The following is a 25,853-nucleotide window of genomic DNA, read 5'->3' as shown; positions in this document are numbered from 1 at the left end:
TCAGCCTACGGCGCCCGCGCGCTCCCGAACGCGCTGACCGACGACCGCCGACACTCCGTCCTGGCGCATCGAGACGCCGTAGAGCGCGTCCGCGATCTCCATCGTGCGCTTCTGGTGCGTGATGACGATGAGCTGGCTCGATTCGCGGAGCTGTTCGAACACGCCGAGCAGGCGTCCGAGATTCGCGTCGTCGAGCGCTGCCTCCACCTCGTCGAGGATGTAGAACGGGCTCGGCCGCGCCTTGAAGATGGCCGTCAGAAGAGCGACAGCGGCGAGGGAACGCTCGCCGCCCGAGAGGAGCGACAACCTCTCGATCTTCTTGCCCACAGGTCGCACCGCGACCTCGATGCCGGTCGTGAGCGGGTTGTCGGGATCGGTCAGCGAGATGCTGCCGGTGCCCCCGGGGAACAGGATCGGGAATACCTCGCCGAATGCGACCTTCGTGTCCTCGAAGGCGGACAGGAAGATCGTCTGCATCCGCTCGTCCAGCTCGCCGATGATCGTCAGCAGGTCCGAGCGGGTCTGCGTCAAATCCGCGAGCTGTTCCGTGAGGAACGCGTGCCGCTGCTCGAGCGCGGCGTACTCTTCCAGCGCCAGAGGGTTCACGCGCCCGAGCTGCGCGAGCTTCCGCTCCGCCTCCGCGAGGCGACGGCGCTGAGCGGCGCGATCGAAGGGCACCGGCTCGCCGGAATCGTCGAGGGCGGGGTGGTCCGGCCCATATTCCGAAACGAGAATGTCCTCGTCGAAGCCCAGTTCCGACCCGACGCGTTCGAGCAGACTCGTCACGTGCAGCTTCTTCTCGTGCATCTGCATCTCGAGTCCGTGCACCGACTCGGTGAGGGCCGAGAGCCGGCTGCGCGCCGACTGATCCTGGCGGCGCAGCTCGGCGAGCTCGCTCGTGATCTCGCTCCGCGCCTGCTCAGCCCTCCCCAGTTCCACGCGGGCGGCGGCGACGGACCTGTCGATCGATTCGAGCAGCGGCGGCAGTTGTGCGGCGACGGCATCCGCGATCGCACGCTGCTGCCGCCGGATGACGGCGCGTCGGGCGGCCTCGGCGGCGGCGGCGCGCTCTCGCTCGCGCTGGCGTTCGAGCTGAACCACGCGGGCCTCGCCGGCTCGCACACGCTCTCGCAGGGTCTCGACGTCGAGGCGTGCGCGCATCTCGCGTTCACGAGCCTGTTCGAGGGCTTCGAGGAGACCGTCACGCGCCGATGCGTCGAGGATCGGGCGCGGCGCCGCAGCCGCCGCCGCGAGCGCTTCCTCGGCATCGCGGGCCGCTGACTCGGCCTCGGTCGCGGCCGAGACGGCCGGCGCGATGCCTGCCTCGAGCCGGTCGCATTCTGCGATGGCCGCTTCGTACCGCACTGTGGCTCGGTTGAGCTTTTCCGCGTCGGCCGCAAGCGCCGCATCGTGGGCACGCAGCGTCTCGAGCGCTGTCCTCGTCCGGGCGCGAGCCTCGGTCCAGGCTGCCTGTGCATCGGTCAGCGACTCCCGGAGCGCGTCGGCGACGACGGTCATCTCGCTCAGCCGGTCAGCCGCCGCGTCTCGCTCCGCGGCGAGTTCGAGACGTGACCGGCCCTCGCCGGATCCGGCTCGGACCGTGCGCCACGAGACCAGCTCGCCCTGCTTGGTCACGACGACGGCGCGTCCGCGTTCGCTCGCCGACCATGCATCGCGGATACGGACTGCTGTCTCGAGGTCATCAGCGACGAGCACGTGCTCGAGCTGGCCGACGACGCCGTCGGGCCCGCTGACGACGTCGATCGCACGCACAGCGCCCGGCACGGCGTTGACAGCCTCTCCCCGGTCGGCATGCGCGAGGACGATGTCGACGACACCGAGGTCGTCCTCGGCAGCGGTGGCTGCCGCCCGCAGCGCTGCGGGCACATCGGCGGCGAGCACGCCCTCGGCCAGCGCCCCCAGCGCCGCAGCGACAGGCGCTTCGTATCCCGGTTCCACCTTCAGGGCGTCGGCGACGAGTGACCGCAGCCCATCGTCGCCGCGCGACAGCAGATCGGCGGCCGCGTTGCGGACCTCGAGCGCCCGCCCGAGCGCAGCCGTCTGCGCCGTCAGCGACTCGACCTCGCGCTCGGCCGCGTGCAGCCGCTCACGGATGCCCGCGAGCGTCGTCTCCGCCTCCGTCGCCTCGCGCTGAGCGCGCTCGTACGCAGCCGTGTGCTCGGCCGAGCTCGCCTCGGGAGCCGCTTCGGACTGGACCTGCTCGAGGGCCGCCTCAGCCTCCGCGCGCCGCGTCCGTGCGGCGTCCAGCCCCCGCTGCTGCCGTTCGACCGTCGCGCGCAGAGCTTCCAAGCGCGACGCGGCGGCGTCTGCTCGGCCGCGGAGCTTGGTCAGCCGCATGTCGTGCTCGGAGACGAGAGCGCTCTGCGCGGCGATGTCGGAGTCGAGAGCATCCAACTCGGCACGCGCTCGAATCACATCCCGGGATGCCGCGGCGGCGGCATCCTGCGCGTCGCCGACGCCCGAGGCGATCTCGTCGACCTCCTGGCGGGCCTCGTCGATCGCCCCCTGTCCTACCGTGGCGACCTCGATCGAGAGCTGGCCGTCGTCCTCGAGAAGAGCGCGGCGCTGCGCCGCGAGCGTGTGCAGTCCGCGCACCCGCTCCTGGACCTGCTCGAGCGCGAACGCGGTGGCGCGTGCCCTGTCGACGGCCTCGGATCGCTGCTCGGCCTCGAGCTCGTCGATGCGTCGTTTGACGCCGTCGAGCCGGTCCTGCAGCACGAGGCGTTCGGCGTGCCGCTCGTGCTCGTCGCGTGCATGGTCGGCGAGCTGGGAGCGCAGCGCGACGAGGTCGTCGGCGTACAGCCTCGCCTTCGCGTCGCGGACGACGGCGGCGATCGTCGCGGCTTCACGTGCGATCTCGGCCTGCTTGCCGAGGGGCTTCAGCTGCCGCCGCAGTTCGCCCGCCAGGTCGCTCAACCGCGTGAGATTGGCCTCCATCGCCTCGAGCTTGCGAACCGTCTTCTCTTTGCGGCGGCGGTGCTTCAGAATGCCCGCCGCTTCCTCGATGAAACCGCGCCGGTCCTCCGCGCTCGCCTGCAGCACGGTGTCGAGCCGGCCCTGCCCGACGATCACGTGCATTTCGCGACCGAGACCGGAGTCGCTCAGGAGCTCCTGCACGTCGAGCAGTCGGCACGTCTCGCCGTTGATCGCGTACTCGCTCGATCCGTTGCGGAACAGCGTGCGGCTGATCGTCACCTCGGCGTACTCGATCGGAAGCACGCCGTCGTGGTTGTCGATCGTCAGCTGGACCTCGGCGCGACCGAGCGGACCGCGCGTCGCAGTGCCGGCGAAGATGACGTCTTCCATCTTCCCGCCGCGGAGGGTCTTGGCTCCCTGCTCGCCCATGACCCAGGCGAGCGCGTCGACGACGTTCGACTTGCCCGAGCCGTTGGGCCCGACGATGCAGGTGACGCCCGGCTCGAGCACGAAAGTGGTCGGTTGGGCGAACGACTTGAAGCCCTTGAGCGTGACGCTCTTCAGGTGCATGTCGGGCCCTCCCGGCGCTCGGTGGATGCCCACACGCTACCGGAGGATGACGAGCCGGACTTGACGCCGCACCGGGCGGACCGCTAGCGTCACTTCCCGCATCCCTGACGAAAGGAGGTTCCCCGATGTTGATTTCTGTCACCGCGTTTAACGCTGTTGCTGTTCGTTCCGAGCACCGCGACCGTTTCTCCTGCGTGATCGGTGGAGCCGCCGTCATGGGTGCTCCGCTGAACGTCTGAGTCCGCGAGTCCCTCGCCCCGTTCCGCCTCTCCGCCCGCGCGACACCTCGCGCCGGGCCGCAGCCGACGGCTGCACCTGCGACGCACATCGTCGCCATCGCACGTCCGCCCTCTTCGAACGAGGACACCATGAACACCGTCGTACAACGACGTCCCGAGGTCGCGCCTGCGCGGCCCGCCATTTCCGAGCAGACGGCTCTCGGCCGTCCGACCCTCGCCCAGCGCCTTGCGCTGCGCATCGCACTGCGCCTCATCGTGTGGAGCGCGAACCGCGGCGCCAGCTCTGCGCCCGAGGTCGCGTACCGCCGCGAACAGCTCGCCGCCCGCGAGGCGCGCGAGCGGCACTGGGAACGCGCGTACCTGCTCACTCCCTACCGTTGATCCGCGTGGGGTCTCGGTGACGAGACCCCACGCCGCCGAAAGAGAATCATGAACGACATCACTGCGCGGCTCGAGCTGCGCCCCCTCCGCATCCCCGAGAGGATCGATGCACCGGACGCCGCGGATTTCTGCGAGATGGTGCGCGTGCGCAATCTCGTGTATCGCGAGATCACCGGCGGCGATGACGATACCGCCCGCCCCGACGAGCTGCTCCCCCACTATCGCCCGAGCCCGGACGAGACGAGATTCAGCTGGCTCGCGGTATGGGACGGCAGAGTCGTCGGGCGCGTGGGGCTCGACATCCCCCACGAAGCCGGATCCGACAGCGCGTACTGGCTCATCGAACTCCTGCGCGAGGTGCGCGGACTCGGCATCGGTTCGCAGGCCCACGCGCTCGTCGAGCGGACCGCCCGCGACCATGGCCGCCACGTTCTGCAGACGTACGCCGAGCATCCCGATGAGCCGGGCGACAGGCTGGCCGCACCGACGGGGTACGGCGACATTCCGCGCGACCATGCCGCGCGCTTCCTGCTGCGTCACGGCTACACGCTCGAGCAGATCAATCGGAAGAGCGTGCTCGATCTGACCGACTCCGCCACCGTCGTCGATGATCACCTGGCGAAAGCCACGGTGGCGGCCGCCGGCTACCGCGTGGTGCGATGGACCGCGCCGACGCCGCCGGAGTTCGTCGAAGGGTACGCCTGGCTCAAGTCGCGCATGTCGACCGACGCCCCCGCCGCCGGCCTCGAGGTGGACGAGGAAGAGTGGGATGCCGCGCGCCTGGCCCGCCACGATGCGCGCTACGTCGAAGCGGACCAGACACTGCTCGTGACCGCGGCGCAGCACATCGAGACCGGCGAGCTCGCGGCCTTCAACGAACTCATGATCGGCTCCGACCGCACCGGCGCGACCCATCAGCACGACACGCTCGTGTCGGCGAGCCACCGGGGCCACCGGCTGGGAATGCTCGTGAAGTGCGCGGGCCTCGTCGCGTGGCGCGACATCGCCCCCGAATCACCCCGCGTCATCACCTACAACGCCGAAGAGAATCGCCCGATGCTCGACATCAACGAGGCCCTCGGGTTCCGCCCGCTGTCATACGAGGGCGCTTGGAAGAAGCGGCTCAGTGGCGACGACGCTGGCAGCGCGGGCAGTAGTGCGATGAGCGATTCGTGAACGCGACCCGGACGATGGCCGAGCCGCACCGCGAGCACTCCGCTCCGGTGCGGCCATAGGCCTCGAGCGAGTGCGCGAAGTAGCCGGCCTGGCCGTTGACGTTGACGTACTGGGCGTCGAAGCTCGTGCCGCCTTCGGCGAGAGCCTTCGTCATCACCGCGACGACGGCCTCGAGGAGGCGCTCACGCGCGGGCCGCGAGAGGAGGGATGCAACGGTCTCCGGATGGACGCGGGCAGCCCACAGCGCCTCATCGGCGTAGATGTTGCCGATGCCGCTGACCACGCCCTGGTCGAGGAGGACGCGCTTGATGCCGGACGACCGCCGGGCGAGTTCCCGATGGAACCGCGGAGCGTCGAACGCCGGGTCGAGGGGGTCGCGGGCGATGTGCCGCACCTGCCCCGGGATCAGTGCCGCATCCGTTCCGCGCCCGGCTGGTGCGCCGTCCACCGTGGGTTCGAGGTCGTCCACCGCGAGAGAGCCGAAGGTCCGCTGGTCGACGAACAGAACGGAGAGCTCGCCGTGCTCCGGGTGCACGATGTCCCAGCGGATGCGTTCGTGGCGTTCGGTCGGCGCACCGGGCTCGCGCAGCAGCATCTGCCCGCTCATTCCGAGGTGGGCGATGACCGCACGCTGGGTGCCCTCTACGGGAAACCAGAGGAACTTGCCGCGTCGCGCGGCGGCGGTGAGGGAGCGGCCGGTCAACTCCTGCTCGAACGACGCCGGCGTTCCGACGTGGCGCGTGAGCGCGCGAGCGTCGAGCACCGTGCACGCCTCGATCCGTGCGCCGACGACGGCCGGCTCGAGACCGGCGCGCACGACCTCGACTTCGGGCAGCTCAGGCACGGGCAGACAGCACGTGCCACACAGCGAGGGCGGCCGCCATCTCGGCCTGCTTCTTGCTGCTTCCCACGCCCTCGCGTGACACGTCCCCGACGGTGACGGTCGCGGTGAAGACCCGGTGGTGGTCGGGTCCCGAGGCCTCGATGCCGTAGACCGGCGGCGCAACGCCCAGGTGAGCGGCGAGCTCTTGCAGGGAGGTCTTCGGGTCCATCGCCGCGCCGTAACGCGCGGGGTCCGCCAGAAGTGGCGCGACGAGACGGAGGACGAGTTCCTGCGCCCGCTCGGGACCGGCCGAGAGAAAGGCCGCTCCGATCACGGCCTCCATGGCGTCGGCGAGGATCGAGTCTTTGTCGCGCCCGCCGGTCTGCGTCTCGCCGCGGCCCAGCTTGATGTGGTCGCCGAGCCCGATCGTCCGAGCGACCTCGGCCAGGGCGATCGTCGACACGACGCTCGCGCGACGCTTGGCCAGCGCACCCTCGTCGAGATCGGGATGCGTGCGGAAAAGATGCACGGTCACGGCTTGGCCCAGGATCGAGTCGCCGAGGAACTCGAGACGCTCGTTGTGAGGCGTCCCGCCGTTCTCGTACGCGTACGAACGGTGGGTGAGGGCAAGCGACAGAAGCTCGGGGTCGATGTCGACCCCGAGCTTGTCGGTGAGCGCGGAGCGCTCGGTGGTGTTCTCAGTCACGCCGCGCGTCGTCAGACGTCAGCGACCTTGCGACCCTTGTACTCGAGGAACAGCTCGGTGCCCTGCGAGTCGGTGACGACCTTCGCCTGGTGGGGGCGGCTGTAGACGACCTTTCCGTTCTCGATGGTCTTGACGAGCGTGGGAGCCTCGGCCTTCCACTGCGCGCGACGCGAACGCGTGTTGGAGCGGGAGACCTTCCGCTTCGGGGGGTTACCTGCCATGGCTAGCTCTTCTCTGTGTCGGGCGCGACGCGGTGGTCTGCGTCGTCGTGGTCTGGGGTGTAGGCCGTCAGCGCGGCCCAGCGCGGGTCGATCTGCACCTGCTCCGCAGGTTCCGCTCCCGGCGTCAGCTTCTCACCCGTGACCGGGTCGAGCCCGGGGCAATCCGGCTGACACACCGGTTGGAACGGAAGCGCCAGGACGATCGAATCCCTGACCGGAGTTTCAAGATCCACGTGGTCGTCTTGAACCTCGAAGTCGGACGCTTCGTCCCCAGAATACCCGAAGAGCTCCTGAAACTCGATTCGGAGGGGGCGTGTCAGTTCCGTCAGGCACCGACCGCAGACGCCGTCATACACGGTGTCGGCCTCAGCGGTGGCCAGGATGCCCTCGTGCACCGACTCGAGGCGCACCTCGAGATCGATCGGCCGGCCCGCGGCGACCGAGACGAGACCCTCGCCCCACTTGTCGGGCGCGGGCACGCTGAACGCGAACTCCCGCATCTCCCCCGGCTGGCGCACGATGTCGCGCACGGGGATGACGAATGGTCCGGTGACGTGCTTTCTACCCACGATCGACCATGCTAGTCGCCGTGGCGTCGAGCGGACTCAGATGCCGCGGGATCCCGTGTCGAGGAACCGCGCGACGGGGCCCGGCACGAAGGGCGACACGTCGCCGCCGAGCGAGGCGACCTGCCGCACGAGCGAGCTCGACACCAGCGCGTGCGCGGGGTCGGGAAGCAGGAACACGGTCTCGATCTGAGCGAGGTGCCGGTTGACGATCGCCATCGGCGTCTCGTAGGCGACGTCGACCTGCGACCGGATCCCCTTGACGAGGATCCCGGCACCGACGTCGGTCGCGTAGTCGACGAGCAGTCCCATGCTCCACGCCGCAACGACGATCTCACCCTCGATCCCGGTCTCGTCGATCGACTGCTCGAGAAGCGCCTGACGCTGCGCGATGGGGAGCATCGCTTCTTTGCCGGGGTTGTGGACGACCAGGACGTGGAGCTGGTCGTACAAGGCAGCGGCCCGACGGATGACGTCGAGATGGCCGAGGGTCGGCGGATCGAAGGAGCCGGGCACGACCGCGATCCGGTTGCTCATGGTCTGAGCCTAGTTCCTGTGGAGCGCGCCGCGCTCGTCCTCGCCCAGGCGCCGCGCAATGGCTGCGGCGAGCCCGGGATGCTCCGACAGATCGGGGTCGTTCTGCAGCACGGATGCGGCTTCGTCGCGCGCCTGCGCGATCAGGTCGGCATCCGCGACGACTCGCAGCAGACGAAGCGATGACCGCGCACCTGACTGAGCATCGCCGAGGACGTCTCCCTCGCCCCGCAGCTCGAGGTCGACCTCTGCGAGGGAGAAGCCGTCGGTCGTGGCCGCGACGGCCTCGACCCGTGACCGCGCCGCCGTATCGGGGTCTGCCTCGGTGACCAGCAGACACAGCCCGGGCACGCTGCCCCGGCCGACGCGGCCGCGCAGCTGATGAAGCTGCGACACTCCGAATCGTTCAGCCTCGAGGATCACCATGGTCGAGGCGTTCGGCACGTCGACGCCGACCTCGACGACTGTCGTGGCCACGAGCACGTCGATCTCACCGCGGGCGAACGCCTGCATGACGGCATCCTTCTCGTCTGCGGGCATCTTGCCGTGCAGCGTCGCGACGGTGAGGTCGGCGAACGACGGATGCTGTGCGAGCATCTCGGTGGCCTGAACGACTCCCCAGCGAGTCCGCGTCCGCGTGCCGTCTTCGAGCATGCCCGCGTCGTCGGTGTCGTCGACCACGGCCTTCTCCGCGTCGATCGCCGCACACACGACGAAGGCCTGTCGTCCCTGAGCGACCTCTTCGGCCACGCGCTCCCACACCCGGCCGAACCAGCCCGGCTTCTCGGCCAGAGGCGCGACGAAGGTCGAGATGCCCGCGCGCCCGGTCGGCATCGTGCGGATCGTCGACACGTCGAGGTCTCCGAAAACGGTCATCGCCACGGTGCGCGGGATCGGCGTCGCCGTCAGCACGAGCACGTGGGGCGAGGTGCCCTTCGCGCGGAGCGCCTCGCGCTGCTCGACGCCGAATCGGTGCTGCTCGTCGACGACGACCAGGCCGAGGTCGGCGAACGTCGTCGACGCACTCAGCAGCGCGTGGGTGCCCACCACGATCCGTGCCTGGCCGGATGCTGCCCGCAGGGCAGCCTTGCGCCGCTCAGCGGCCGGCTGCGCCCCCGTGAGCAGAGTGGGCATCAGCTCGGGGGCGAGCCGCGGCCCCAGCATCTTCGCGATGGATCGCACGTGCTGCGCCGCGAGGACCTCCGTCGGAGCGATGAGTGCTGCCTGCCCGCCGGACTGCGCAACCTGCAGCATGGCGCGAAGAGCCACGAGCGTTTTACCCGAACCCACCTCGCCCTGCACCAGCCGGTTCATCGGCCACTCGTTCACGAGATCGTCGGCGATCACGTCGCCGACGGCGATCTGATCGGGGGTGCGCTCGAAGGGCAGAGCGGCGTCGAACTGCTCGAGAAGGTCTCCCGCCGGTCGGGCAGTGGCGGCGAGTCGCCGCACCTGGATGCGGTGCTGCAGGAGCGCTGCCTGAAGGACGAAGGCCTCGTGCATGCGGAGGGTCTCGAACCCCGGCCGCACGTGCTCGGGGACGGTCGGGGTGTGCACCTGAACGAGCGCCGTCCGGGCATCGAGGAGCTGACGCCGTTCACGCAGCTCGTCGGGCAGCGGATCGGCCACGTCACCGAGCCGCGCGATGACGTCGGCGATGATCTTGCGCAGCTGCCAGCTCGTGATGGTGCTGGTGGCCGAGTAGATGGGGATCGGTTCGAGGCTTCGCGCGACCGCCGTCACGCGCGCCTCGACCTCGTCGTCGAAGAGCTCGTAGTCGGGGTGGGCGAACTGCTGCTTTCCCTTGAACACCCCGACCTTGCCCGAGAAGATGCCCTGTCGCCCGACCCGGAGCTCTTGGAGACGCCACTTCTGTCCGAAGAACGTCAGCGTCGCTTCGCCGACGCCATCGCTGATCACGACCTCGATGAGCGACCCTCGGCGCTGACGCATCGGACGCTCCGAAACCGATTCCACCTCGGCGACGATCGTCGCCATCTCCCCCACGGGCAGCGACGAGATCGGGGTCAGCTCGCCGCGGCGGGCGTAGCGACGCGGGTAGTGCGCGAGGAGGTCACCGACCGTCGACATCGCGAACGCACGCGAGAGCGTCGCGGCGACCTTCTCGCCCACGGCCTGCGGCAGCGGGGTATCCAGGTCGACCTGCGGCATGGAGTCGAGTCTAGGCAGGAGGTCGGACACGCTGCCGCCAGGCTTTACGGTAAGAGCATGCTCCGACGCGCGATCGCCCGCATCTTCTGGACGTTCAGCCGCTGGCGCCTCGTCAGCACGCCCGCACCCACACGACCCACCATCCTCATCGGTGCGCCGCACACCTCCAACTGGGATTTCGTGCTCATGCTCGCGATCGCGTGGCGTCTGCAGATCCCGGTCCGGTGGCTGGGCAAGAAGAGTCTGTTCCGCGGCTGGCGGAGCGGTCCGATGCGTCGCCTCGGCGGCATCCCCGTCGACCGGGACGACCCCTCGCGCGTCGTCGACGATGTCCTCGCGCAGATCGCGGCGGGCGAGGTGTTCGGTCTGGTCATCACCCCGGACGGGACCCGCACCTCCCGTACCGGCTGGAAGTCGGGGTTCTACCGCATCGCCCGCGCCTCGGGCCTGCCGGTGACGCTCGGGTACGTCGACCGCACCACCATGACTACCGGCCTCGGACCGACGATCGAGCTCACGGGCGACGTCGCCGCCGACATGGCCGTCATCCGCGAGTTCTACGCCGACAAGGCGGGGTTCCGCCCCGAGCTGCGTAGCGAGCCGCGCCTCCGCGACGAGAACGGCGGCAGCGCCGGCGACGAGGCCGCGGAACATACGGCGGGCCCGTCATGACACGCATCATCGCCGGCGCCGCCGGATCGCTCGTGCTGCGGGTTCCCGACCGCGGCACCCGACCGACGAGCGACCGGGTCCGCGAGTCGCTCTTCGGGGGGCTCGATGCCTCGGGCGTTCTCGACGGCGCGCGCGTGCTCGACCTCTACGCCGGTTCGGGTGCCCTCGGTCTCGAGGCCGTCAGTCGGGGCGCGGCGTCCGTCGACCTCGTCGAGAAGTCGGCGTCGGCGGCCGCCGTGACCGACCGCAACGCGCGAACCGTCGCTCGGGCCGTCGGCTCGTCGGCGGTCCGGGTCCATCGCAGCAGCGCCGACGCGTTTCTGCAGTCGGCATCCGGGCCCTTCGACCTCGTGTTCATCGACCCGCCTTACGACCTCGATGACGAGGCCCTCGCGATCACTCTCGCACTGCTGGCCGACGTCACCGCGCCAGGGGCGGTCGTCATCGTGGAACGCGCGAGCCGCTCCCCCCAGCCGCGCGTTCCGGCGCAGCTCGAACCGCTGCGCAGCAAGCGTTACGGCGATACCGCACTGTGGTGGTACGAACGCGCGGACAACGGTGGTCAGCCGCCCGCGCCGTCCCAGTCGCGGTAAGGGTCCCATCCGCCGGCCGAACGTTCCGGCCTACCGTCCACGGTGAGCGGGTCGAGGCCGGCCTGCTTCACCGAGCCGATGCGACGGAAGCCCGCGGGAAGCACCGTCCCGGCGGCGAAGGTCGCGAGGAGCGCATGATCCTCGCCGCCGCGAAGCGCGCGATCGCTGTCCGGGCCGAGCGTGCTCCGCTCGAGATCGATCGTCACGCTCGAGGCCTGGCCGAGACGACGAGCATCACGCACCAGGCCGTCGGACACGTCCATCATCGCGGTCGCGCCTGCTCGCGCCGCAGCTGTGCCGGACCCGATCGGTGGACGCGGGCGGAGCTGCCCCCGCACCGCGACGCGCTCGGACGGGCTCAGCGCAGCGTCATCGACGGCGATCGCCGCACCCCGCTCATCTCGGAACCGATCGAACAGGATGTCGAGACCCGCGGCAGCGAGACCGACATCGCCGCAGATCGCCACCATGTCACCGGGGCGTGCCCCGGAGCGCAGCACCGGAGCCCGGCCCGGGTCGAGCTCGCCGACCGCGGTGACGGCGATCGTGAGCGTATCGGAGCTCGTGAGATCGCCTCCCTCGACCCGGCATCCCGGGGCGAGCTCGTCGCACGCCTCTCGAAGCCCGGAGGCGAGTTCGCCGACGAACCCGATGCTCGTCTCGGGCGGCATGGCGAGAGCGACGAACAGGGCGACGGGTCGGGCACCCATCGCGGCGACGTCCGCGAGGTTGACGGCCGCAGCCTTCGCGCCGAGGTCTCGCCCGGACGACCAGGCCAGCCGGAAATCCGGACCGTGGATCAACGTGTCGGTGGTCACCACGACGCGTGCATCGGCGAGCCGCAGCACCGCGGCATCGTCGCCCGGCCCGACGAGCGCCTGGCCCGGGCCTAAGCGCTGGAGGATGTGCGCGAGCACAGCCTCTTCCGACAGGGAGCCGACGGGGGTGGCGGGATCGACGTCGGGCATGGTCCCACGCTACCCCGGCGGTCGTGGCCCCTCACGGCCCAGTACCCTGGAGGGATGCCGCTCCGCCGTACGATTCCCGCACTCGTCCTGGCCTCGGTGACTCTCGCCCTCGCCGGCTGCGCCGGGACCGTCAACGTCCCCGCGGCCCCGGAGGCGAATGCTCCCGAATGCGCAGACCTGATGGTTCGGCTTCCGCAGCAGGTCGCCGGCGCAGAGCGCCGCTGGACGGACAGCCAGGCAACGGCCGCGTGGGGCGATCCGGCGACCATCATCTTCTCGTGCGGTGTCGCCTCTCCCGGTCCCACGACGCTTCGCTGCGAATCGGTCGCCGGCGTCGACTGGGTCATCGACGAATCGGAAGCGCCGCGCTTCCGTGTCGTCACGTACGGGCGAAAGCCTGCAGTCGAGCTCTACTTCAACACCGAGACCTCGGCCGAGGTGCAGGGCGTATCGAGTCGAGAGGTCCTCGACGAACTGTCACGGGTCGTGTCGCGGCTGCCCAGCGACGGGGGTGCATGCGTCGACCGTGCGGAGGCGACCCCCGTCCCCTCGCCCGTCAGTCCCTGACGGCGCGCCCGACGGGCCGGGAGAGCGCGACCTCGATCAGCTCGGCGATGAGGTCGCTGTAGCTGAGGCCGGAGGCGATCCAGCACTTCGGGAACATCGAGATCGGCGTGAAGCCCGGCATCGTGTTGAGCTCGTTGACATACAGGCCGTCGGCCGTCTGGAAGAAGTCGACGCGCGCGAGCCCGCGGCCGTCGACGGCGGTGAATGCGGCGACCGCCATGTTCTGGAGCGCCTCGATCTCGTCAGCCGTCACATCGGCCGGACAGACGACCTCCGCGCCGTCACCGCCGAGGTACTTGCCCTCGAAGTCGTAGAACTCGCGCGTTGTGAGCACGATCTCCCCCGGCAGTGACGCTCGGGCGGAGTCTTCGCCGCGCCCCTCCAGAACCGCGACCTCGACCTCGCGGCCGACGATCGCCGGCTCGATCAGCACCTTGCCGTCTTCCGCGAACGCCAGCTCGAGGGCCGCGTCGAGCTCGGCCGCCTCGTGGACCTTCGACACCCCGACGCTCGATCCGGCGCGCGCCGGCTTGACGAAGCTCGGAAAGCCGAGGCCTGCGGCATCCACACGAACACCGTCGGGGTCTCGACGCCACCGGGTCTCTTCGACGGTGACCCAGGGAGCGACGGGGATGCCGGCAGCCTGCAGCACGATCTTCATGAAGTGCTTGTCCATGCACAGGGCGGAGTCGAAGACCCCGCCGCCGGCGTAGGGCAGCTGCAGCGTGTCGAAGAACCCCTGGATCGTGCCGTCCTCGCCGTGCGGACCATGCAGGATCGGCAGCACGACGTCGATCTCGCCGAGCGCCTCGACGGAGCCGTCGGCGCGGCGCACCCGGAGCTCTCGCCGGCCGCCGGGCTCGGGCCACAGGATGCGCGTGCCGTTGTCGACGACCTCCGGCATCCGTTCCGGGTTCAGCGCGAACTTATCGGCGTCGTCGTCCTCCAGGACGAACGCACCCTCGCGCGTGATCCCGACGGGGATCACGCGGTAGCGCTCACGATCGATCGCGCGCAGGACTCCGGCCGCCGTTGCGGAACTGATCGAGTGCTCGCTGGAACGCCCGCCGAAGAGCACCGCTACTGTTGTCGTCGCCATGGGGGGTCCTCTCGCCGGTCGGCTTGTCGTCGTCGGTGGTCAGGTGGGGCGCGATGTCGCGCGGGTTCATGGTGCCGTCGAGGACCATCTTGACCTGCTCGACGATCGGCATCTGCACTCCCGCCGCGCGCGCCAGTGTCAGGACGGGCGCGACCGAGGCCAGGCCTTCGGCGGTCTGGTCCATCTGCTTCACGACGTCCTGGAACGAATAGCCCTGCCCCAGCAGGCGCCCCGCCGTGTTGTTGCGGCTCAGGGGCGACTGGCACGTCGCGATGAGGTCGCCGAGGCCCGCGAGTCCCTGGAGGGTTTCGGGGTGAGCCCCCTGCGCCACGGCGAAGTCCGTCATCTCGACGAGACCGCGCGTGATGATGGACGCCTTCGTGTTCTCGCCGTACCCGACGCCGTCGACGATGCCGATCGCGACGGCGATCAGATTCTTCAGCACACCGCCGAACTCGGTGCCGATCACGTCGGTGTTCACGAACGTGCGGAAGTAGGAATTGCGTGCGCGCAGCGCGACCGCCTCAGCCGTCTCCTGGCTCGCAGACGCGATCACGGCGGCCGTCGGCTGTTCGCGTGCGATCTCGAGGGCGAGATTCGGTCCGGATGCGACCGCGATGCGGTTCGGGTCGCAGTCGAGCCCCTGCTCGATCACCTGGCTCATTCGCAGGCCTGTGCGCTTCTCGACGCCCTTCATGAGGGAGACGACGGGCATCGTTCCGCCGGCGATGAGGGGCCGGATGGCCGTGAGGTTCTCACGCAGCGCCTGACTCGATACGGCGAGGTACACCTGCTCGGCGCCCTGCAGCGCCTCCGAGAGATGGTGGGTGGCCGTCATCGAACGCGGGAGGTTGATGCCCGGCAGATACCGGCTGTTGCGCTTGCCTTCGCGGATCTCATGCGCGAGCTCGGCACGGCGCGCCCACATCGTGACCTGGGCGCCGCCGTCGGCGAGCACCTTGCCGAACGTGGTTCCCCAGCTACCCGAACCGATGACGGTGACCCGGGGTCCGGAGGTCTCGGGCTTACGGCTCAAGGCGACCCGTCTCCTTCTGGCCGTGCTGTCCCGGGTTCCAGCGCTCGGCGGGCGGGGTCTCGCCGCGAAGCTCGCCGAGCAGCCCCGAGATGCGGGCCATCACGGCGTCCGTTCCCGCCACCAGCTGCGTCGGCGACGGAGTCATGCCCGGTTCGAAAGGAAGCTCGACGCGCGGACCGAAGCGCACGCGGATGCGCTTGCGCAGCGGCCAGGCGCTGAACTTCCCGTAACGCGGGAGGATCGACTGAACGCCCCACGTGGCGACCGGGATGATCGGGATGTCGCCGGCCGCCGCGACCCGGACGGCACCCGACTTCCCTCGCATCGGCCACAGATCGGGCTCGCGCGTCAGCGAACCCTCGGGATACACGATCACGCCGCGACCGTCGGCCACGAGCTCGGCGGCCTGCGAGATCGCCTGGCCCGCCGCCGAGGCCGACGTCGTCCGCGAGACGGGGATCATGCCGAGGCCCTTCAGCACCGCACCCACGACGGGCACGCGGAAGAGGCTCTCCTTCGCCATGAATCGCGGTGCCCGGCCCAGGCGCCAGGTCGCCACTGCGATGACGATCGGGTCGAACTCGCTGTAGTGATTGGGCGCGAGGACGTACGGGCCCCCCTCCGGAAGATGCTCCCCGCCCTCGATCTCGATCCGGGCCAGCAGACCGACCGCGGGCACGACGAGGGCCGCGGCCAACCAGAACGGGGTCGGCTTCGTCTTCTCCGCGGACGCGCGACGGCGGTTGTGCGACACGCGTCAGCCGATGATGTCGAAGTCGGCGCCGAGCGCCTCGAGCTTGTCGAAGAACTTCTCGTAGCCCCGGCGGATGATCCCGACGTTGCGGACGACCGACGTTCCCTCGGCCGCGAGAGCCGCGATGACGTAGCTGTATCCGCCGCGCAGGTCGGGCACGACGACATCCGCACCGTGCAGCGGCGTCGGGCCCGTGATGACCGCGGCCTGCTCGAGGGCGCGACGCGGGACGCGACGGTCCGGGCTCGCGATGCCCTCGGGGTGCACCACGATCTGCGCGCCCATCTTGTTCAGCGCCTGAGTGAAGCCGAGACGGTTCTCGTAGACCGTCTCATGCACGGTCGAGACGCCTTCGGCCTGCGTCAGGGCGACGATGAGCGGCTGCTGCCAGTCGGTCATGAATCCGGGGTGGACATCGGTCTCGACCGAGACGGGACGCAGCGCGCCGTCGCGACGGAAGCGGATGCCGTCCTCCTGGATGTCGAAGTCGCCTCCGGCCTTGCGGAAGACGTTGAGGAAGGTGAGCATCTCCTGCTGCTTCGCACCGCCGACGAAGATGTCGCCGTCGGTCGCCAGGGCGGCGCACGCCCATGAGGCTGCTTCGTTGCGATCGAAGATCGACCGGTGGTCGTACCCGCGGAGCTTGTCGACGCCCTCGATGAAGATCACGCGATTCGGCTCGTAGGAGATGATCGCGCCCATCTTCTGCAGCACGGCGATCAGGTCCATGATCTCGGGTTCGATGGCGGCGTTGCGCAGCTCCGTCGTGCCCTTGGCCCGCACCGCAGTCAGCAGCACCTGCTCGGTGGCGCCGACGCTCGGGTAGGGCAGGTCGATGTCCGCACCGTGAAGTCCCTCGGGCGCCGAAAGACGGATGCCGTTGGGCTGCTTGTCGACGATCGCGCCGAACTTGCGGAGCGCGTCGAGATGGAAGTCGATGGGGCGGTCCCCGATTCGGCATCCGCCGAGGTCGGGGATGAACGCCTGGCCGAGCAGGTGCAGGAGCGGCCCGCAGAAGAGGATCGGGATGCGCGAGGCGCCGGCGTGCGCGTCGATCTCCTCGAAGCCGGCCGATTCGGCCCCGCTCGGGTCGAGCCGGTACGTGCCCTCGCCGTCGTCGGCGACCGTCACGCCGTGCACCTCGAGAAGGGACCGGACCACGGCCACATCGCTGATGTCAGGAACGTCGCGCAGGACGCTCTCGGTCTCGCCGAGCAGCGAGGCAACCATGGCCTTCGTCGCGAAGTTCTTCGCTCCCTTGACGTCGACACGTCCGACGAGGGGCCGCCCGCCCCGGATCTCGAGGATCTCGCCGTCTTCGCGACGGTTGCCGTTCTCCGATGCGGACGGCTCACTCGGCGGAGTGCTCATGCAGGACTTCCTCACTTGGTGATCGAGGGCGGGGCGGATCTTCGCCCCACGGTTCAGGGCGTGATCCGGGGCTACGCGACGGGGAGTGTCCGGGGTCGCCACGCCTCGCGGCGCGCCTCGAACTGCGCGATCGCCTCTTCATTGCGCAGCGTGAGCCCGATGTCGTCGAGTCCTTCGAGGAGCCTCCAACGAGTGTAATCGTCGATCTCGAACGGGACTCGGAGGTCGCCGAGAGCAGCGACGCGTGCCTCGAGATCGACCGTCATCCGCACCCCCGGCTGCGCATCCACGGCAGCCCAGATCGCCTCGCGATCCGACTCCGAGATGACACCGGCGAGGAGGCCCTGCTTGCCCGCGTTGCCGCGGAAGATGTCGGCGAACTTGGGTGCCAGCACGACGCGGAATCCGAAGTCGCGCAGCGCCCACACCGCATGCTCACGGCTCGATCCGGTACCGAAGTCGGGCCCGGCGACGAGGATCGACGCCCCCGCGAAAGCGGGCTGGTTCAGCACGAACTCGGGGTCCTGACGCCAGTTGGCGAAGAGCGCGTCCTCGAAGCCGGTCTTGGTGACGCGCTTCAGGTAGACGGCCGGGATGATCTGGTCGGTGTCGACCGCGGAGCGCTTGAGCGGTGCGACGACACCGGTATGGGTCTCGAACTTCTCCATGGTCAGGCCTCGACCTTCTCGCGTGCGGGCAGATCGCTCGGCGATGCGAGGCGCCCGAGCACAGCGGTGGCGGCGGCCACGAGCGGCGACACCAGGTGCGTACGGCCGCCCTTGCCCTGGCGTCCCTCGAAGTTGCGGTTGCTGGTCGACGCGCAGCGCTCGCCCGGAGCGAGCTGGTCGGGATTCATGCCTAGGCACATCGAGCAGCCGGCGAAGCGCCACTCGGCCCCGAACTCCGTGAAGACCCGGTCGAGGCCCTCTGCCTCAGCCTCGAGCCGAACGCGGGCGGAGCCCGGAACGACCATCACGCGAACTCCGTCAGCCTTCGTGCGCCCCTCGATGATCGACGCGAACGCGCGCAGGTCTTCGATGCGGCTGTTGGTGCACGAACCCATGAAGACGGCGTCGACCGGGATCTCCTTGAGCGGAGTACCCGGCTGCAGGTCCATGTACTCGAGCGCGCGTTCAGCCGCCGCCTTCTCGTTCGGGTCGCTGAAGTCGTCGGGCGAGGGAACCGTCGCACTGAGCGAGACGCCCTGGCCGGGGTTGGTTCCCCACGTGACGAACGGCTCGAGCTCGGCCGCATCGATGAAGATCTCGGCGTCGTAGACGGCGCCCTCGTCGCTGGGGAGCGTGCGCCAGTAAGCGACGGCGTCATCCCAGTCCTGCCCGGTCGGCGCGTGCGGGCGACCCTTCACGTATTCGAAGGTGATCTCGTCGGGGGCCACCATGCCCGCGCGGGCGCCCGCCTCGATCGACATGTTGCACATGGTCATGCGCCCCTCCATGGAGAGGGCGCGGATGGCGCTGCCGCGGTACTCGAGCACGTAGCCCTGGCCGCCGTTGGTGCCGATCTTCGCGATCACGGCGAGGATGATGTCCTTCGCCGACACGCCTTCCTTCAGCTCGCCCTCGACGGTGATCGCCATCGTCTTGAACGGCTTCAGCGGGAGGGTCTGCGTCGCCATGACGTGCTCGACCTCGCTCGTGCCGATGCCGAACGCCATCGCGCCGAACGCACCGTGCGTCGAGGTGTGGCTGTCGCCGCACACGACCGTGATGCCCGGCATCGTGAGGCCGAGCTGGGGTCCGACGACATGGACGATGCCCTGCTCCGCGTCGCCGAGCGAGTGGAGGCGGACGCCGAACTCCTCGGCGTTGCGCCGAAGGGTCTCGATCTGCGTTCGGCTCGTGAGGTCCGCGATTGGCTTGTCGATGTCGAGCGTCGGGGTGTTGTGGTCCTCGGTCGCGATCGTCAGGTCGAGGCGCCGCAGCGGACGCCCCTCGGCACGCAGACCGTCGAAGGCCTGCGGGCTCGTGACCTCGTGCACGAGGTGCAAGTCGATGTAGATCAGGTCGGGCTGACCGTCTTCACCCTTGACGACGAGGTGGTCGTCCCAGACCTTTTCGGCGAGGGTGCGCGGGCGCTCGGGAGGGGTGGGAATGCTCATGGGTTTCGTTCTCCTTGCGAACCGGGATCAAGCCCACGACGGACTCCGCGGCGAGGAGGGGCTCAGAACGAGACCTCGCCGCGGCCGCTAAGGAGAAGGCGAGCGATCCGCATGCGGTCAGAATACCACCGGGCGCCGCGGCGGCGTCCGGTCACGAGCGCTCGTCGTCGCGCGGGTGCGGCTGCTCGACCGTGGGGGGCGTGCCCTGCTCGTCGGCGACGGCGGCCGCAGCCTGGGTCGGGCCGGCCGCGTCGCGGTCGTGCCGCGCGGCGATCAGACTGGCGACGGTCGCGACGAGCATGGCGCCGATGATGACGCCGAGCGACACCCACGTCGAGATCTCCGGCGCCCAGGCGATCCCGTCGCCGCCGTTGATGAACGCGAGCTCGTTCTCGTGCATCGCGTGGAGAATCAGCTTCACGCCGATGAACGCGAGGATGAACGCGATGCCGTAGTGCAGGTACTTGAGCCGGTCGAGCAGATCGCCCAGCAGGAAGTAGAGCTGGCGCAGCCCCATCAGCGCGAAGATGTTCGCGGTGAACACCAGGAACGGGTCCTGCGTGATGCCGAAGATCGCCGGGATCGAGTCGAGGGCGAACAGCAGATCGGTGACGCCGATCGCCACGAAGACGATGATCATCGGGGTGAACATCCGCTTGCCGTTCACGACGGTCCGGACCTTGGGGCCGTCGTACTCGTCGGAGATGTCCACCGTGCGACGGATGATGCGGACGAGGAAGTTCTCCTTCTTCACGTCGTCGTCGTGGTCGCCCTCGGGCAGCGCCTGCTTGATCGCCGTGTAGATGAGGAAGGCACCGAAGATGTAGAACACCCAGCTGAACTGCTCGATGATCGCCGCCCCCGCGAGGATGAAGAGACCTCGAAGCACCAGCGCGATGATGATGCCCACCATCAGCACCTTCTGCTGATACCGGCGCGGAACCGAGAACTGGCTCATGATCAGGACGAACACGAAGAGGTTGTCGATGGAGAGGCTGTATTCGGTCAGCCATCCGGCGACGAACTGTCCGGCGTGCTCGACGTCTGCAACGGCCCAGAGGATGCCGGCGAACACCAGCGCCAGGGAGACGTAGAACAGCACCCACAGCGTCGATTCCTTCGGCGACGGGATGTGGGGCCGCTTGACGATGATGAGCAGATCGGCGACGAGCACGAGCACCAGGACGACGAGCGCGACGATCTGGAACGGCACGGGGAGGTCCATGCGAGCCTTTCGGGGAGGAAGCCTCCCGAGACTACACCCCGGCTCCTCCGCGGCCCGGGTGTGAGACGGTTCGCGACGACGCGACACTGATGGGATGAGGGAAGGAACTCAGACGCATGGTCGACACGATCACACGCGGTGATGCCGAGCTCGTCGAAGCTGCGGTGTCCGGAAGTGAGCACGCCTTCCGTACGCTCTATCGCGCCTACGTGCGACCGGTGTACTGGCTCGCGCATGGCCTGCTGGGCGATCGCGTCGAAGCCGAGGACGTTACGCAGGAGACGTTCCTGGTGGCCTGGCGCAAACTGCCCGAGCTCGAGCTGGCGGGCGAGTCGCTGCTGCCGTGGCTCGTCACCATCTGCCGGTTCCAGAGCGCGAACCGCATCCGCCGACGGCAACGGGAACGACGCCACACGACGGATGAGGACGCCGCCGAGGTCGCCGACACGGTGGACGTCGAGCGGCAGGTCGTGCAGAGCGATCTCGTCGAACGCATCCTCGCGGCCGTCGGCTCGCTGAGCCCCCTCGACCAGGACATCTTCCGGCTCTGCGCCGCGGAGGGGTTCGCGTATCAAGCAGCAGCCGACCAGCTCGGCGTCAGCCACGGGACGGTCCGGAACCGGCTCTCCCGCATCCGCACATTCGTCCGCTCGAGCGTTGAACCGGAGCAGTCATGAACGATCTACCCGCCCTGGATGACAGCCGTATCGATGCGATCGAAGAGGCTCTGTTCGCGGACATCGGGCGCGAGCGGGCCGAACGCCGCGCCTCGGCTGACCGGGCCGCCGCGCAGCGGACGCGACGGCGGCGGGCCTGGTGGGGCGCGTCCGGCGCCGCGGCAGCCGTGATCGTCGTGGCCGCGGCCATCGCGCCGCAGCTGACGAGCAGCAGCGGCGGGGCATCCTCCGTCGCGCCCGCCACCGCCCCGGAGGGGTTCTTCGGCACGACGGAGAACGGTGCAGTGTCGCGAGACGCCGGCGACTCGGCGGCGCAGCCCGAGCCGTTCGCGTTGGACGGTTCGACCGATGAGGGGTCGGCCTCCGGCGCCGTGTCCGACTCCCCCGCCGGGCGCGACGTCATCGCCACGGCATCCGCGACAGTGATCGCCGACGATCCCCGTGACGCGGCGGAATCGATCGCCGCGGCCGCCGTCGCCGCGGGCGGCTATGTCGAGTCGATGAGTCTCGGGGGCACGGCGGCGGGCGCGTTGCCGTACGCGGATGACCGCGCGGTCTGGCCTGCCTCAGTCGGCTCGGCCTGGGTGTCCGTCCGGGTTCCCGCAGCGAGCCTCGAGGAGGCCATCGCTGCGCTCGCGGACGTCGGCGAAGTCGAGAGCTCGCAGGTCTCACGCGACGACGTGACAACGCAGACGACCGACCTGCGCGCCCGGGTGGCCGCCGGGCAGGCATCGGTCGAACGGCTGACGGAGCTCATGGGCGAAGCCGGGTCGGTCGCCGACCTCATCGCGGCGGAGTCTGCTCTCGCGGACCGGCAGGCCGAGCTCGACTCGCTGCGGCAGCAGCTCACCGCGCTCGAGTCGCAGGTCACCCTGTCGTCGCTCACGGTGCAGCTGCAGACCCCGGCCGAGAAGGTGGACGCCGATCCCGCGGGCTTCGGCGACGGACTCGCGACGGGGTGGAACGGGCTCATCGCCACCTTCAACGGGATCGTCGTGGCGCTCGGGTTCCTGCTGCCCTGGCTCGTCGTGATCGGTCTCACCGCCGCGCTGATCTGGCTCGTCGTCTCGACGACGCGCCGGCGCCGAGCGCGACGGAGCTCCACCGGCGACTGACCTCGCGGGGCCGGAGGCCGGTTCCCGAGAAACGCGAAACGCCCATCCGATCGGATGGGCGTTTCGCAGTGGTGACCCCAGCGGGATTCGAACCCGCGTTACCGCCGTGAGAGGGCGGCGTACTAGGCCGCTATACGATGGGGCCGTACTTTTTTGTCTTCCCCGGGGCTCCGGAGGCAACCGTTAAAGTATGCCACGGGCTCGCGCATCCGGCAAAATCGAGGCCCCCATTGCCCTCTCGGGCGTGTCGGGCGTTGACTGAGGGCATGCATGTCACCAAGCACGAACACGCCTGCCTGCGCCTCGAGCGCGACGGCAAGACCCTGATCATCGACCCCGGCACGTTCACCTCGCCGCTCGAGGATCTGCATGACGTCGCGGCTGTCGTCGTCACGCACGAGCACCCCGACCACTGGACGTCGCAGCACCTGTCGACGATCCTCGAGCAGTTCCCGAACATCCCCGTCTACGGCCCGGAGGGTGTCGTGCGCGCGGCCGCAGGGTTCGACATCCGCGAGGTCTCCCCCGGCGACAAGCTCGAAGCGGGCCCGTTCAGCCTCGAGTTCTTCGGCGGACGCCACGCGGTGATCCACGAGTCGATCCCCGTGATCGACAACGTCGGCGTCCTCGTCGACGACGCGTTCTACTACCCCGGTGACTCGTACGCCGTGCCCAAGGGAGCGAAAGTGGAGCTTCTGGCGGCGCCCGTCGGCGCCCCTTGGCTGAAGATCGGCGACGCGATGGACTTCGTGCTCGAGGTCAAGCCGCGGCGTGTCTTCGCGACCCACGACATGACCCTCTCACCGGCAGGCCTCGCGATGGGGCGCGAGCGGCTGACGTGGGCGGCCCAGCAGAACGGCGGCGACTTCGTCGCGCTGGACCCGGGCGACTCCACCGACATCTGACCCGCGCGGGAACGACGGATGCCGTGGACCCGAAGGTCCACGGCATCCGTGTGTTCCGAGCGGATCAGGCCGCGTCGTGGTCGATCTCGAGGAAGGCGACGAGTTCATCGAGAGCCTTCTCGGCACCCTCACCCTCGGCCTTGAGCGTCACGACCGAGCCCTGCGAGGCGCCCAGGCCCATGATGCTCAGGATGCTGCCGGCGTTCAGGTCGGGGCCGCTCTCGACGGCGATCGTGACGGGAACGCCCTTCGACTGCACCTCCTGCACGAAGAGCTTCGCGGGGCGGGCGTGCAGTCCGGAGCTGCTCGCGATGGTGGCGGTGCGTTCTGCCATGGTGGTGTCTCCTCAGACTGTCGCGGTCGCCGCGGCCGGGGCCGGGGCGGTGGAGCTCTTGCGGACGTACTTCTTGAGCACGACGAGCAACAGCGCAGAAACGACGGTACCCGCCAGAAGCGCGACGAAGAAACCCCACACCGGCGAGATGGCGAACAGCACGAACACGCCGCCGTGCGGAGCGAAGCTCTGGACGCCGAACCACATGCTCAGCGCACCGGTGATCGCCCCACCGGCGAGCGAAGCCGGGATGACGCGCAGCGGGTCGGCCGCGGCGAACGGGATCGCCCCCTCACTGATGAACGAGGCGCCCAGCAGCCATGCCGCCTTGCCGTTCTCGCGCTCAACCGGCGTGAAGAGCGGACGGGCGAGCACCGTCGACGCGAGCGCTAGAGCCAGCGGCGGCACCATGCCCGCCGTCATGACCGCGGCCATGATGAGGTACGGCGCGGTGTTCTCGGTGGAGGCGGCCGCGAGTCCGGTCGTCGCGAAGACGTAGGCGACCTTGTTGATCGGACCGCCGAGGTCGAAGCACATCATCAGGCCCAGGATCACGCCGACGACGATGAGGCCCGCACCGCTCTGGGTGAGCGACGTGAGGCCATCGGTGAGGAGCGCCATGAGCGCGGCGATCGGCCGGCCGAGGAACAGGATCATGAGACCCGAGGCGACGATCGAACCGAGCAGCGGGATGATGACCACGGGCATCAGACCGCGCAGCCAGCGCGGGGCGGGGAGGCGCCCGAGCCACCAGGCCACGAAGCCGGCGAGGAAACCGCCGATGATGCCGCCGATGAAGCCGGCGCTCATCGTGACGGCGATCGCACCGGCGACGAATCCGGGAGCGATGCCCGGACGGTCGGCGATCGCGTAGGCGATGTAGCCCGCGAGAGCGGCCACCAGGAAGCCCATGGATGTCGAGCCGATCATGAACGCCACCGACCCGAGGTACTGGCCGAGCGGCCCGAACGGCGAGGTGATGTCGGTCGTGGGCAGGTTCCACAGCGCGTTGTCGATAATGACCTTCGACGCGTTCGCCGTGACCTCATAGCCGCCGAGGGCGAAACCGAGGGCGATCAGCAGCCCACCGCCGGCGACGAAGGGGATCATGTAGCTCACGCCCGTGAGCAGGATGCGCTGGATCTTCGCCCCCCACGACAGATTCTGCGACGCGGTGCCCGCACCGGAACCCGCATCCGCTGCCGCACCGCTGACGCGGGCGGCGTTCGGGTTGGACGCGGCGGCGACGGCCTCACGGATCATCTCCGCGGGCTGCTCGATGCCGCGCTTGACGCCCGAACGGATCACCGGCTTGCCGGCGAACCGTGAGATCTCACGGACGTCGACGTCGGTGGCGAAGATGACCGCGTCGGCGTTGTCGATGACGGATGCCGGCAGCGCCTGGTAGCCGCTGGAGCCCTGGGGTTCGACCACGAGGTCGATCCCGGCTTCCTTACCTGCGGCAGTCAGCGCGTCGGCAGCCATGAAGGTGTGGGCGATGCCCGTCGCGCAGGAGGTCACGGCGACGATGCGGGCGGGACGGCCGTCGATCGTCAGGTCGCCGGCGGTGGCCTCAGCCGGCGCGGCCGAGGTCGCCGTCGGCGCGGCGGCAGCGGGTGCTGGGGCGGCATCGCCCTCGCCGATCGCCGCGCGAACCGTACGCACGACGTCGTCGGCGGATGCCGCGGCGCGGAGGTCGCTCGTGAACGAGTCCTGCATCAGGCTGCGGGCGAGACGCGACAGCACCGCGAGGTGCTCTTCAGCGGCGTTCTCGGGCGCGGCGATGAGGAAGACGAGGTCGGCCGGGCCGTCGGGGGCTCCGAATGCCACGCCCGGCTTCAGTCGAGCGAACGCGAGCGAGGCCTGGGTCACCGCAGCGCTCTTCGCGTGCGGGATCGCGATGCCGCCGGGAAGCCCGGTCTCGTCCTTCTCTTCGCGCGCGATGGCGTCTTTCGCGAGGGCGTCGGCGTCCGTGGCGCGGCCCTGCGCTGCGACGAGGCGAGCGAGGGCGCGGATGACGTCTTTCTTGTCGGTCCCGAGGGGCGCGTCGAGGCTGACGAGCTCCGGGGTGATGGTGTCGGACACGGTGTCCT

At 69.5% G+C, this 25,853-nt stretch carries 25 protein-coding genes and 1 tRNA gene; 8 read left to right on the top strand and 18 right to left on the bottom strand.

Annotated features, from left to right (window positions below):
- On the bottom strand, positions 1-3,507 hold the full coding sequence (gene smc / locus VC184_RS07005) for a chromosome segregation protein SMC (RefSeq protein ID WP_323987617.1): 3,507 nt from the start codon (positions 3,505-3,507) through the stop codon (positions 1-3).
- A gap of 368 nt (positions 3,508-3,875) precedes the next feature.
- Here smc and VC184_RS07000 point away from each other — a divergent pair, with 368 nt between their 5' ends.
- Positions 3,876-4,127, top strand: a complete 252-nt coding sequence (locus tag VC184_RS07000) for a hypothetical protein (protein ID WP_112614470.1) — start codon at positions 3,876-3,878, stop codon at positions 4,125-4,127.
- A gap of 48 nt (positions 4,128-4,175) precedes the next feature.
- Positions 4,176-5,303 (top strand): GNAT family N-acetyltransferase, encoded by a 1,128-nt coding sequence (locus tag VC184_RS06995; protein WP_274177801.1) that lies wholly within the window; start codon positions 4,176-4,178, stop codon positions 5,301-5,303.
- Here VC184_RS06995 and mutM read toward each other — a convergent pair.
- The 6 genes from mutM to VC184_RS06965 all read right to left on the bottom strand — a co-directional run bounded on the left by mutM (position 5,251) and on the right by VC184_RS06965 (position 10,325).
- Complete coding sequence (gene mutM / locus VC184_RS06990) at positions 5,251-6,147, bottom strand: bifunctional DNA-formamidopyrimidine glycosylase/DNA-(apurinic or apyrimidinic site) lyase (RefSeq protein ID WP_274177800.1); 897 nt, start codon at positions 6,145-6,147, stop codon at positions 5,251-5,253. The genes VC184_RS06995 and mutM overlap by 53 nt on opposite strands.
- A complete protein-coding gene (gene rnc, locus VC184_RS06985; RefSeq protein ID WP_112614464.1) occupies positions 6,140-6,832 on the bottom strand; it encodes a ribonuclease III in 693 nt (230 codons plus the stop codon). Before rnc ends, mutM begins: the two co-directional genes overlap by 8 nt.
- A gap of 11 nt (positions 6,833-6,843) precedes the next feature.
- The gene (gene rpmF / locus VC184_RS06980) at positions 6,844-7,053 is read right to left on the bottom strand and encodes a 50S ribosomal protein L32 (protein WP_019179169.1); all 210 of its coding nucleotides are present in this window, start codon (positions 7,051-7,053) and stop codon (positions 6,844-6,846) included.
- 2 nt (positions 7,054-7,055) lie between these two features.
- Positions 7,056-7,553, bottom strand: coding sequence for a YceD family protein (locus VC184_RS06975; protein ID WP_112615121.1), 498 nt, complete (start codon positions 7,551-7,553; stop codon positions 7,056-7,058).
- Positions 7,554-7,658: 105 nt separating this feature from the next.
- Complete coding sequence (gene coaD, locus VC184_RS06970) at positions 7,659-8,156, bottom strand: pantetheine-phosphate adenylyltransferase (protein WP_323987616.1); 498 nt, start codon at positions 8,154-8,156, stop codon at positions 7,659-7,661.
- A 9-nt stretch (positions 8,157-8,165) separates the two neighbouring features.
- Complete coding sequence (locus VC184_RS06965; RefSeq protein ID WP_323987615.1) at positions 8,166-10,325, bottom strand: ATP-dependent DNA helicase RecG; 2,160 nt, start codon at positions 10,323-10,325, stop codon at positions 8,166-8,168.
- 57 nt (positions 10,326-10,382) lie between these two features.
- Here VC184_RS06965 and VC184_RS06960 point away from each other — a divergent pair, with 57 nt between their 5' ends.
- Positions 10,383-10,997 (top strand): 1-acyl-sn-glycerol-3-phosphate acyltransferase, encoded by a 615-nt coding sequence (locus VC184_RS06960; protein WP_114589327.1) that lies wholly within the window; start codon positions 10,383-10,385, stop codon positions 10,995-10,997.
- Entirely contained in the window at positions 10,994-11,590 is a 597-nt protein-coding gene (rsmD, locus tag VC184_RS06955) for a 16S rRNA (guanine(966)-N(2))-methyltransferase RsmD (RefSeq protein WP_282502513.1), read from the top strand. Before VC184_RS06960 ends, rsmD begins: the two co-directional genes overlap by 4 nt.
- Here rsmD and thiL read toward each other — a convergent pair.
- Positions 11,560-12,558, bottom strand: coding sequence for a thiamine-phosphate kinase (thiL, locus tag VC184_RS06950; RefSeq protein WP_282502512.1), 999 nt, complete (start codon positions 12,556-12,558; stop codon positions 11,560-11,562). The genes rsmD and thiL overlap by 31 nt on opposite strands.
- A 54-nt stretch (positions 12,559-12,612) precedes the next feature.
- Between thiL and VC184_RS06945 the strand changes: the two genes are divergently transcribed.
- The gene (locus VC184_RS06945) at positions 12,613-13,125 is read left to right on the top strand and encodes a DUF3515 family protein (RefSeq protein ID WP_112614452.1); all 513 of its coding nucleotides are present in this window, start codon (positions 12,613-12,615) and stop codon (positions 13,123-13,125) included.
- On the opposite strand, the gene VC184_RS06940 is transcribed toward VC184_RS06945, so the two are convergent.
- From VC184_RS06940 to VC184_RS06910, 7 genes are all read right to left on the bottom strand, one after another.
- The gene (locus VC184_RS06940) at positions 13,115-14,224 is read right to left on the bottom strand and encodes a D-alanine--D-alanine ligase family protein (protein ID WP_282502511.1); all 1,110 of its coding nucleotides are present in this window, start codon (positions 14,222-14,224) and stop codon (positions 13,115-13,117) included. The two genes, VC184_RS06945 and VC184_RS06940, sit on opposite strands and share 11 nt — an antisense overlap.
- Positions 14,124-15,260 carry an NAD(P)H-dependent glycerol-3-phosphate dehydrogenase gene (locus tag VC184_RS06935; RefSeq protein WP_282502510.1) on the bottom strand — a complete coding sequence of 379 codons (1,137 nt, stop codon included), beginning with the start codon at positions 15,258-15,260 and terminating at the stop codon, positions 14,124-14,126. The genes VC184_RS06940 and VC184_RS06935 overlap by 101 nt, the downstream gene beginning before the upstream one ends.
- Positions 15,250-16,014, bottom strand: coding sequence for a lysophospholipid acyltransferase family protein (locus VC184_RS06930; protein WP_282502509.1), 765 nt, complete (start codon positions 16,012-16,014; stop codon positions 15,250-15,252). The genes VC184_RS06935 and VC184_RS06930 overlap by 11 nt, the downstream gene beginning before the upstream one ends.
- Positions 16,015-16,017: 3 nt before the next feature.
- On the bottom strand, positions 16,018-17,385 hold the full coding sequence (gene murA, locus VC184_RS06925; RefSeq protein WP_282502508.1) for a UDP-N-acetylglucosamine 1-carboxyvinyltransferase: 1,368 nt from the start codon (positions 17,383-17,385) through the stop codon (positions 16,018-16,020).
- Between the two features lie 71 nt (positions 17,386-17,456).
- On the bottom strand, positions 17,457-18,053 hold the full coding sequence (gene leuD, locus VC184_RS06920; protein WP_023951020.1) for a 3-isopropylmalate dehydratase small subunit: 597 nt from the start codon (positions 18,051-18,053) through the stop codon (positions 17,457-17,459).
- Between the two features lie 2 nt (positions 18,054-18,055).
- Positions 18,056-19,504: a 3-isopropylmalate dehydratase large subunit gene (leuC, locus tag VC184_RS06915; protein ID WP_282502506.1), complete on the bottom strand. Its 1,449-nt coding sequence runs from the start codon at positions 19,502-19,504 to the stop codon at positions 18,056-18,058.
- Positions 19,505-19,655: 151 nt separating this feature from the next.
- The gene (locus tag VC184_RS06910) at positions 19,656-20,729 is read right to left on the bottom strand and encodes a TerC family protein (RefSeq protein ID WP_112614442.1); all 1,074 of its coding nucleotides are present in this window, start codon (positions 20,727-20,729) and stop codon (positions 19,656-19,658) included.
- A 116-nt stretch (positions 20,730-20,845) separates the two neighbouring features.
- Between VC184_RS06910 and VC184_RS06905 the strand changes: the two genes are divergently transcribed.
- Both VC184_RS06905 and VC184_RS06900 read left to right on the top strand, forming a co-directional pair.
- Positions 20,846-21,406, top strand: a complete 561-nt coding sequence (locus VC184_RS06905) for an RNA polymerase sigma factor (protein ID WP_282502505.1) — start codon at positions 20,846-20,848, stop codon at positions 21,404-21,406.
- On the top strand, positions 21,403-22,521 hold the full coding sequence (locus tag VC184_RS06900; RefSeq protein ID WP_323987613.1) for a DUF4349 domain-containing protein: 1,119 nt from the start codon (positions 21,403-21,405) through the stop codon (positions 22,519-22,521). Before VC184_RS06905 ends, VC184_RS06900 begins: the two co-directional genes overlap by 4 nt.
- Before the next feature lie 69 nt (positions 22,522-22,590).
- Here VC184_RS06900 and VC184_RS06895 read toward each other — a convergent pair.
- A tRNA-Glu gene (locus tag VC184_RS06895) sits at positions 22,591-22,666 on the bottom strand.
- A gap of 121 nt (positions 22,667-22,787) precedes the next feature.
- Between VC184_RS06895 and VC184_RS06890 the strand changes: the two genes are divergently transcribed.
- The gene (locus VC184_RS06890) at positions 22,788-23,426 is read left to right on the top strand and encodes an MBL fold metallo-hydrolase (protein ID WP_323987612.1); all 639 of its coding nucleotides are present in this window, start codon (positions 22,788-22,790) and stop codon (positions 23,424-23,426) included.
- A 64-nt stretch (positions 23,427-23,490) separates the two neighbouring features.
- Here the strand turns inward: VC184_RS06890 and VC184_RS06885 are convergent, their stop codons facing one another.
- A complete protein-coding gene (locus tag VC184_RS06885; RefSeq protein WP_323987611.1) occupies positions 23,491-23,760 on the bottom strand; it encodes an HPr family phosphocarrier protein in 270 nt (89 codons plus the stop codon).
- Between the two features lie 12 nt (positions 23,761-23,772).
- Positions 23,773-25,845 carry a PTS fructose transporter subunit IIABC gene (locus VC184_RS06880; protein WP_282502499.1) on the bottom strand — a complete coding sequence of 691 codons (2,073 nt, stop codon included), beginning with the start codon at positions 25,843-25,845 and terminating at the stop codon, positions 23,773-23,775.
- Between the last annotated feature and the right edge of the window lie 8 nt (positions 25,846-25,853).

The organism is Microbacterium plantarum (genome assembly GCF_035231185.1).
Taxonomy (GTDB): domain Bacteria; phylum Actinomycetota; class Actinomycetes; order Actinomycetales; family Microbacteriaceae; genus Microbacterium; species Microbacterium plantarum.
This window is presented reverse-complemented; position numbering and strand designations above follow the sequence as displayed.

Bases quoted from the DNA above. Each gene is read 5' to 3' on its own strand.
- murA (WP_282502508.1), bottom strand. From the start codon at position 17,385: ATGAGCACTCCGCCGAGTGAGCCGTCCGCATCGGAGAACGGCAACCGT.
- rpmF (WP_019179169.1), bottom strand. From the start codon at position 7,053: ATGGCAGGTAACCCCCCGAAGCGGAAGGTCTCCCGCTCCAACACGCGT.
- VC184_RS06960 (WP_114589327.1), top strand. From the start codon at position 10,383: ATGCTCCGACGCGCGATCGCCCGCATCTTCTGGACGTTCAGCCGCTGG.
- thiL (WP_282502512.1), bottom strand. From the start codon at position 12,558: ATGCCCGACGTCGATCCCGCCACCCCCGTCGGCTCCCTGTCGGAAGAG.
- VC184_RS06995 (WP_274177801.1), top strand. From the start codon at position 4,176: ATGAACGACATCACTGCGCGGCTCGAGCTGCGCCCCCTCCGCATCCCC.
- leuD (WP_023951020.1), bottom strand. From the start codon at position 18,053: ATGGAGAAGTTCGAGACCCATACCGGTGTCGTCGCACCGCTCAAGCGC.
- VC184_RS06965 (WP_323987615.1), bottom strand. From the start codon at position 10,325: ATGCCGCAGGTCGACCTGGATACCCCGCTGCCGCAGGCCGTGGGCGAG.
- smc (WP_323987617.1), bottom strand. From the start codon at position 3,507: ATGCACCTGAAGAGCGTCACGCTCAAGGGCTTCAAGTCGTTCGCCCAA.
- VC184_RS07000 (WP_112614470.1), top strand. From the start codon at position 3,876: ATGAACACCGTCGTACAACGACGTCCCGAGGTCGCGCCTGCGCGGCCC.
- VC184_RS06910 (WP_112614442.1), bottom strand. From the start codon at position 20,729: ATGGACCTCCCCGTGCCGTTCCAGATCGTCGCGCTCGTCGTCCTGGTG.
- VC184_RS06905 (WP_282502505.1), top strand. From the start codon at position 20,846: ATGGTCGACACGATCACACGCGGTGATGCCGAGCTCGTCGAAGCTGCG.
- VC184_RS06885 (WP_323987611.1), bottom strand. From the start codon at position 23,760: ATGGCAGAACGCACCGCCACCATCGCGAGCAGCTCCGGACTGCACGCC.
- VC184_RS06900 (WP_323987613.1), top strand. From the start codon at position 21,403: ATGAACGATCTACCCGCCCTGGATGACAGCCGTATCGATGCGATCGAA.
- VC184_RS06940 (WP_282502511.1), bottom strand. From the start codon at position 14,224: ATGGCGACGACAACAGTAGCGGTGCTCTTCGGCGGGCGTTCCAGCGAG.
- VC184_RS06890 (WP_323987612.1), top strand. From the start codon at position 22,788: ATGCATGTCACCAAGCACGAACACGCCTGCCTGCGCCTCGAGCGCGAC.
- VC184_RS06945 (WP_112614452.1), top strand. From the start codon at position 12,613: ATGCCGCTCCGCCGTACGATTCCCGCACTCGTCCTGGCCTCGGTGACT.
- coaD (WP_323987616.1), bottom strand. From the start codon at position 8,156: ATGAGCAACCGGATCGCGGTCGTGCCCGGCTCCTTCGATCCGCCGACC.
- rsmD (WP_282502513.1), top strand. From the start codon at position 10,994: ATGACACGCATCATCGCCGGCGCCGCCGGATCGCTCGTGCTGCGGGTT.
- leuC (WP_282502506.1), bottom strand. From the start codon at position 19,504: ATGAGCATTCCCACCCCTCCCGAGCGCCCGCGCACCCTCGCCGAAAAG.
- VC184_RS06975 (WP_112615121.1), bottom strand. From the start codon at position 7,553: ATGCGGGAGTTCGCGTTCAGCGTGCCCGCGCCCGACAAGTGGGGCGAG.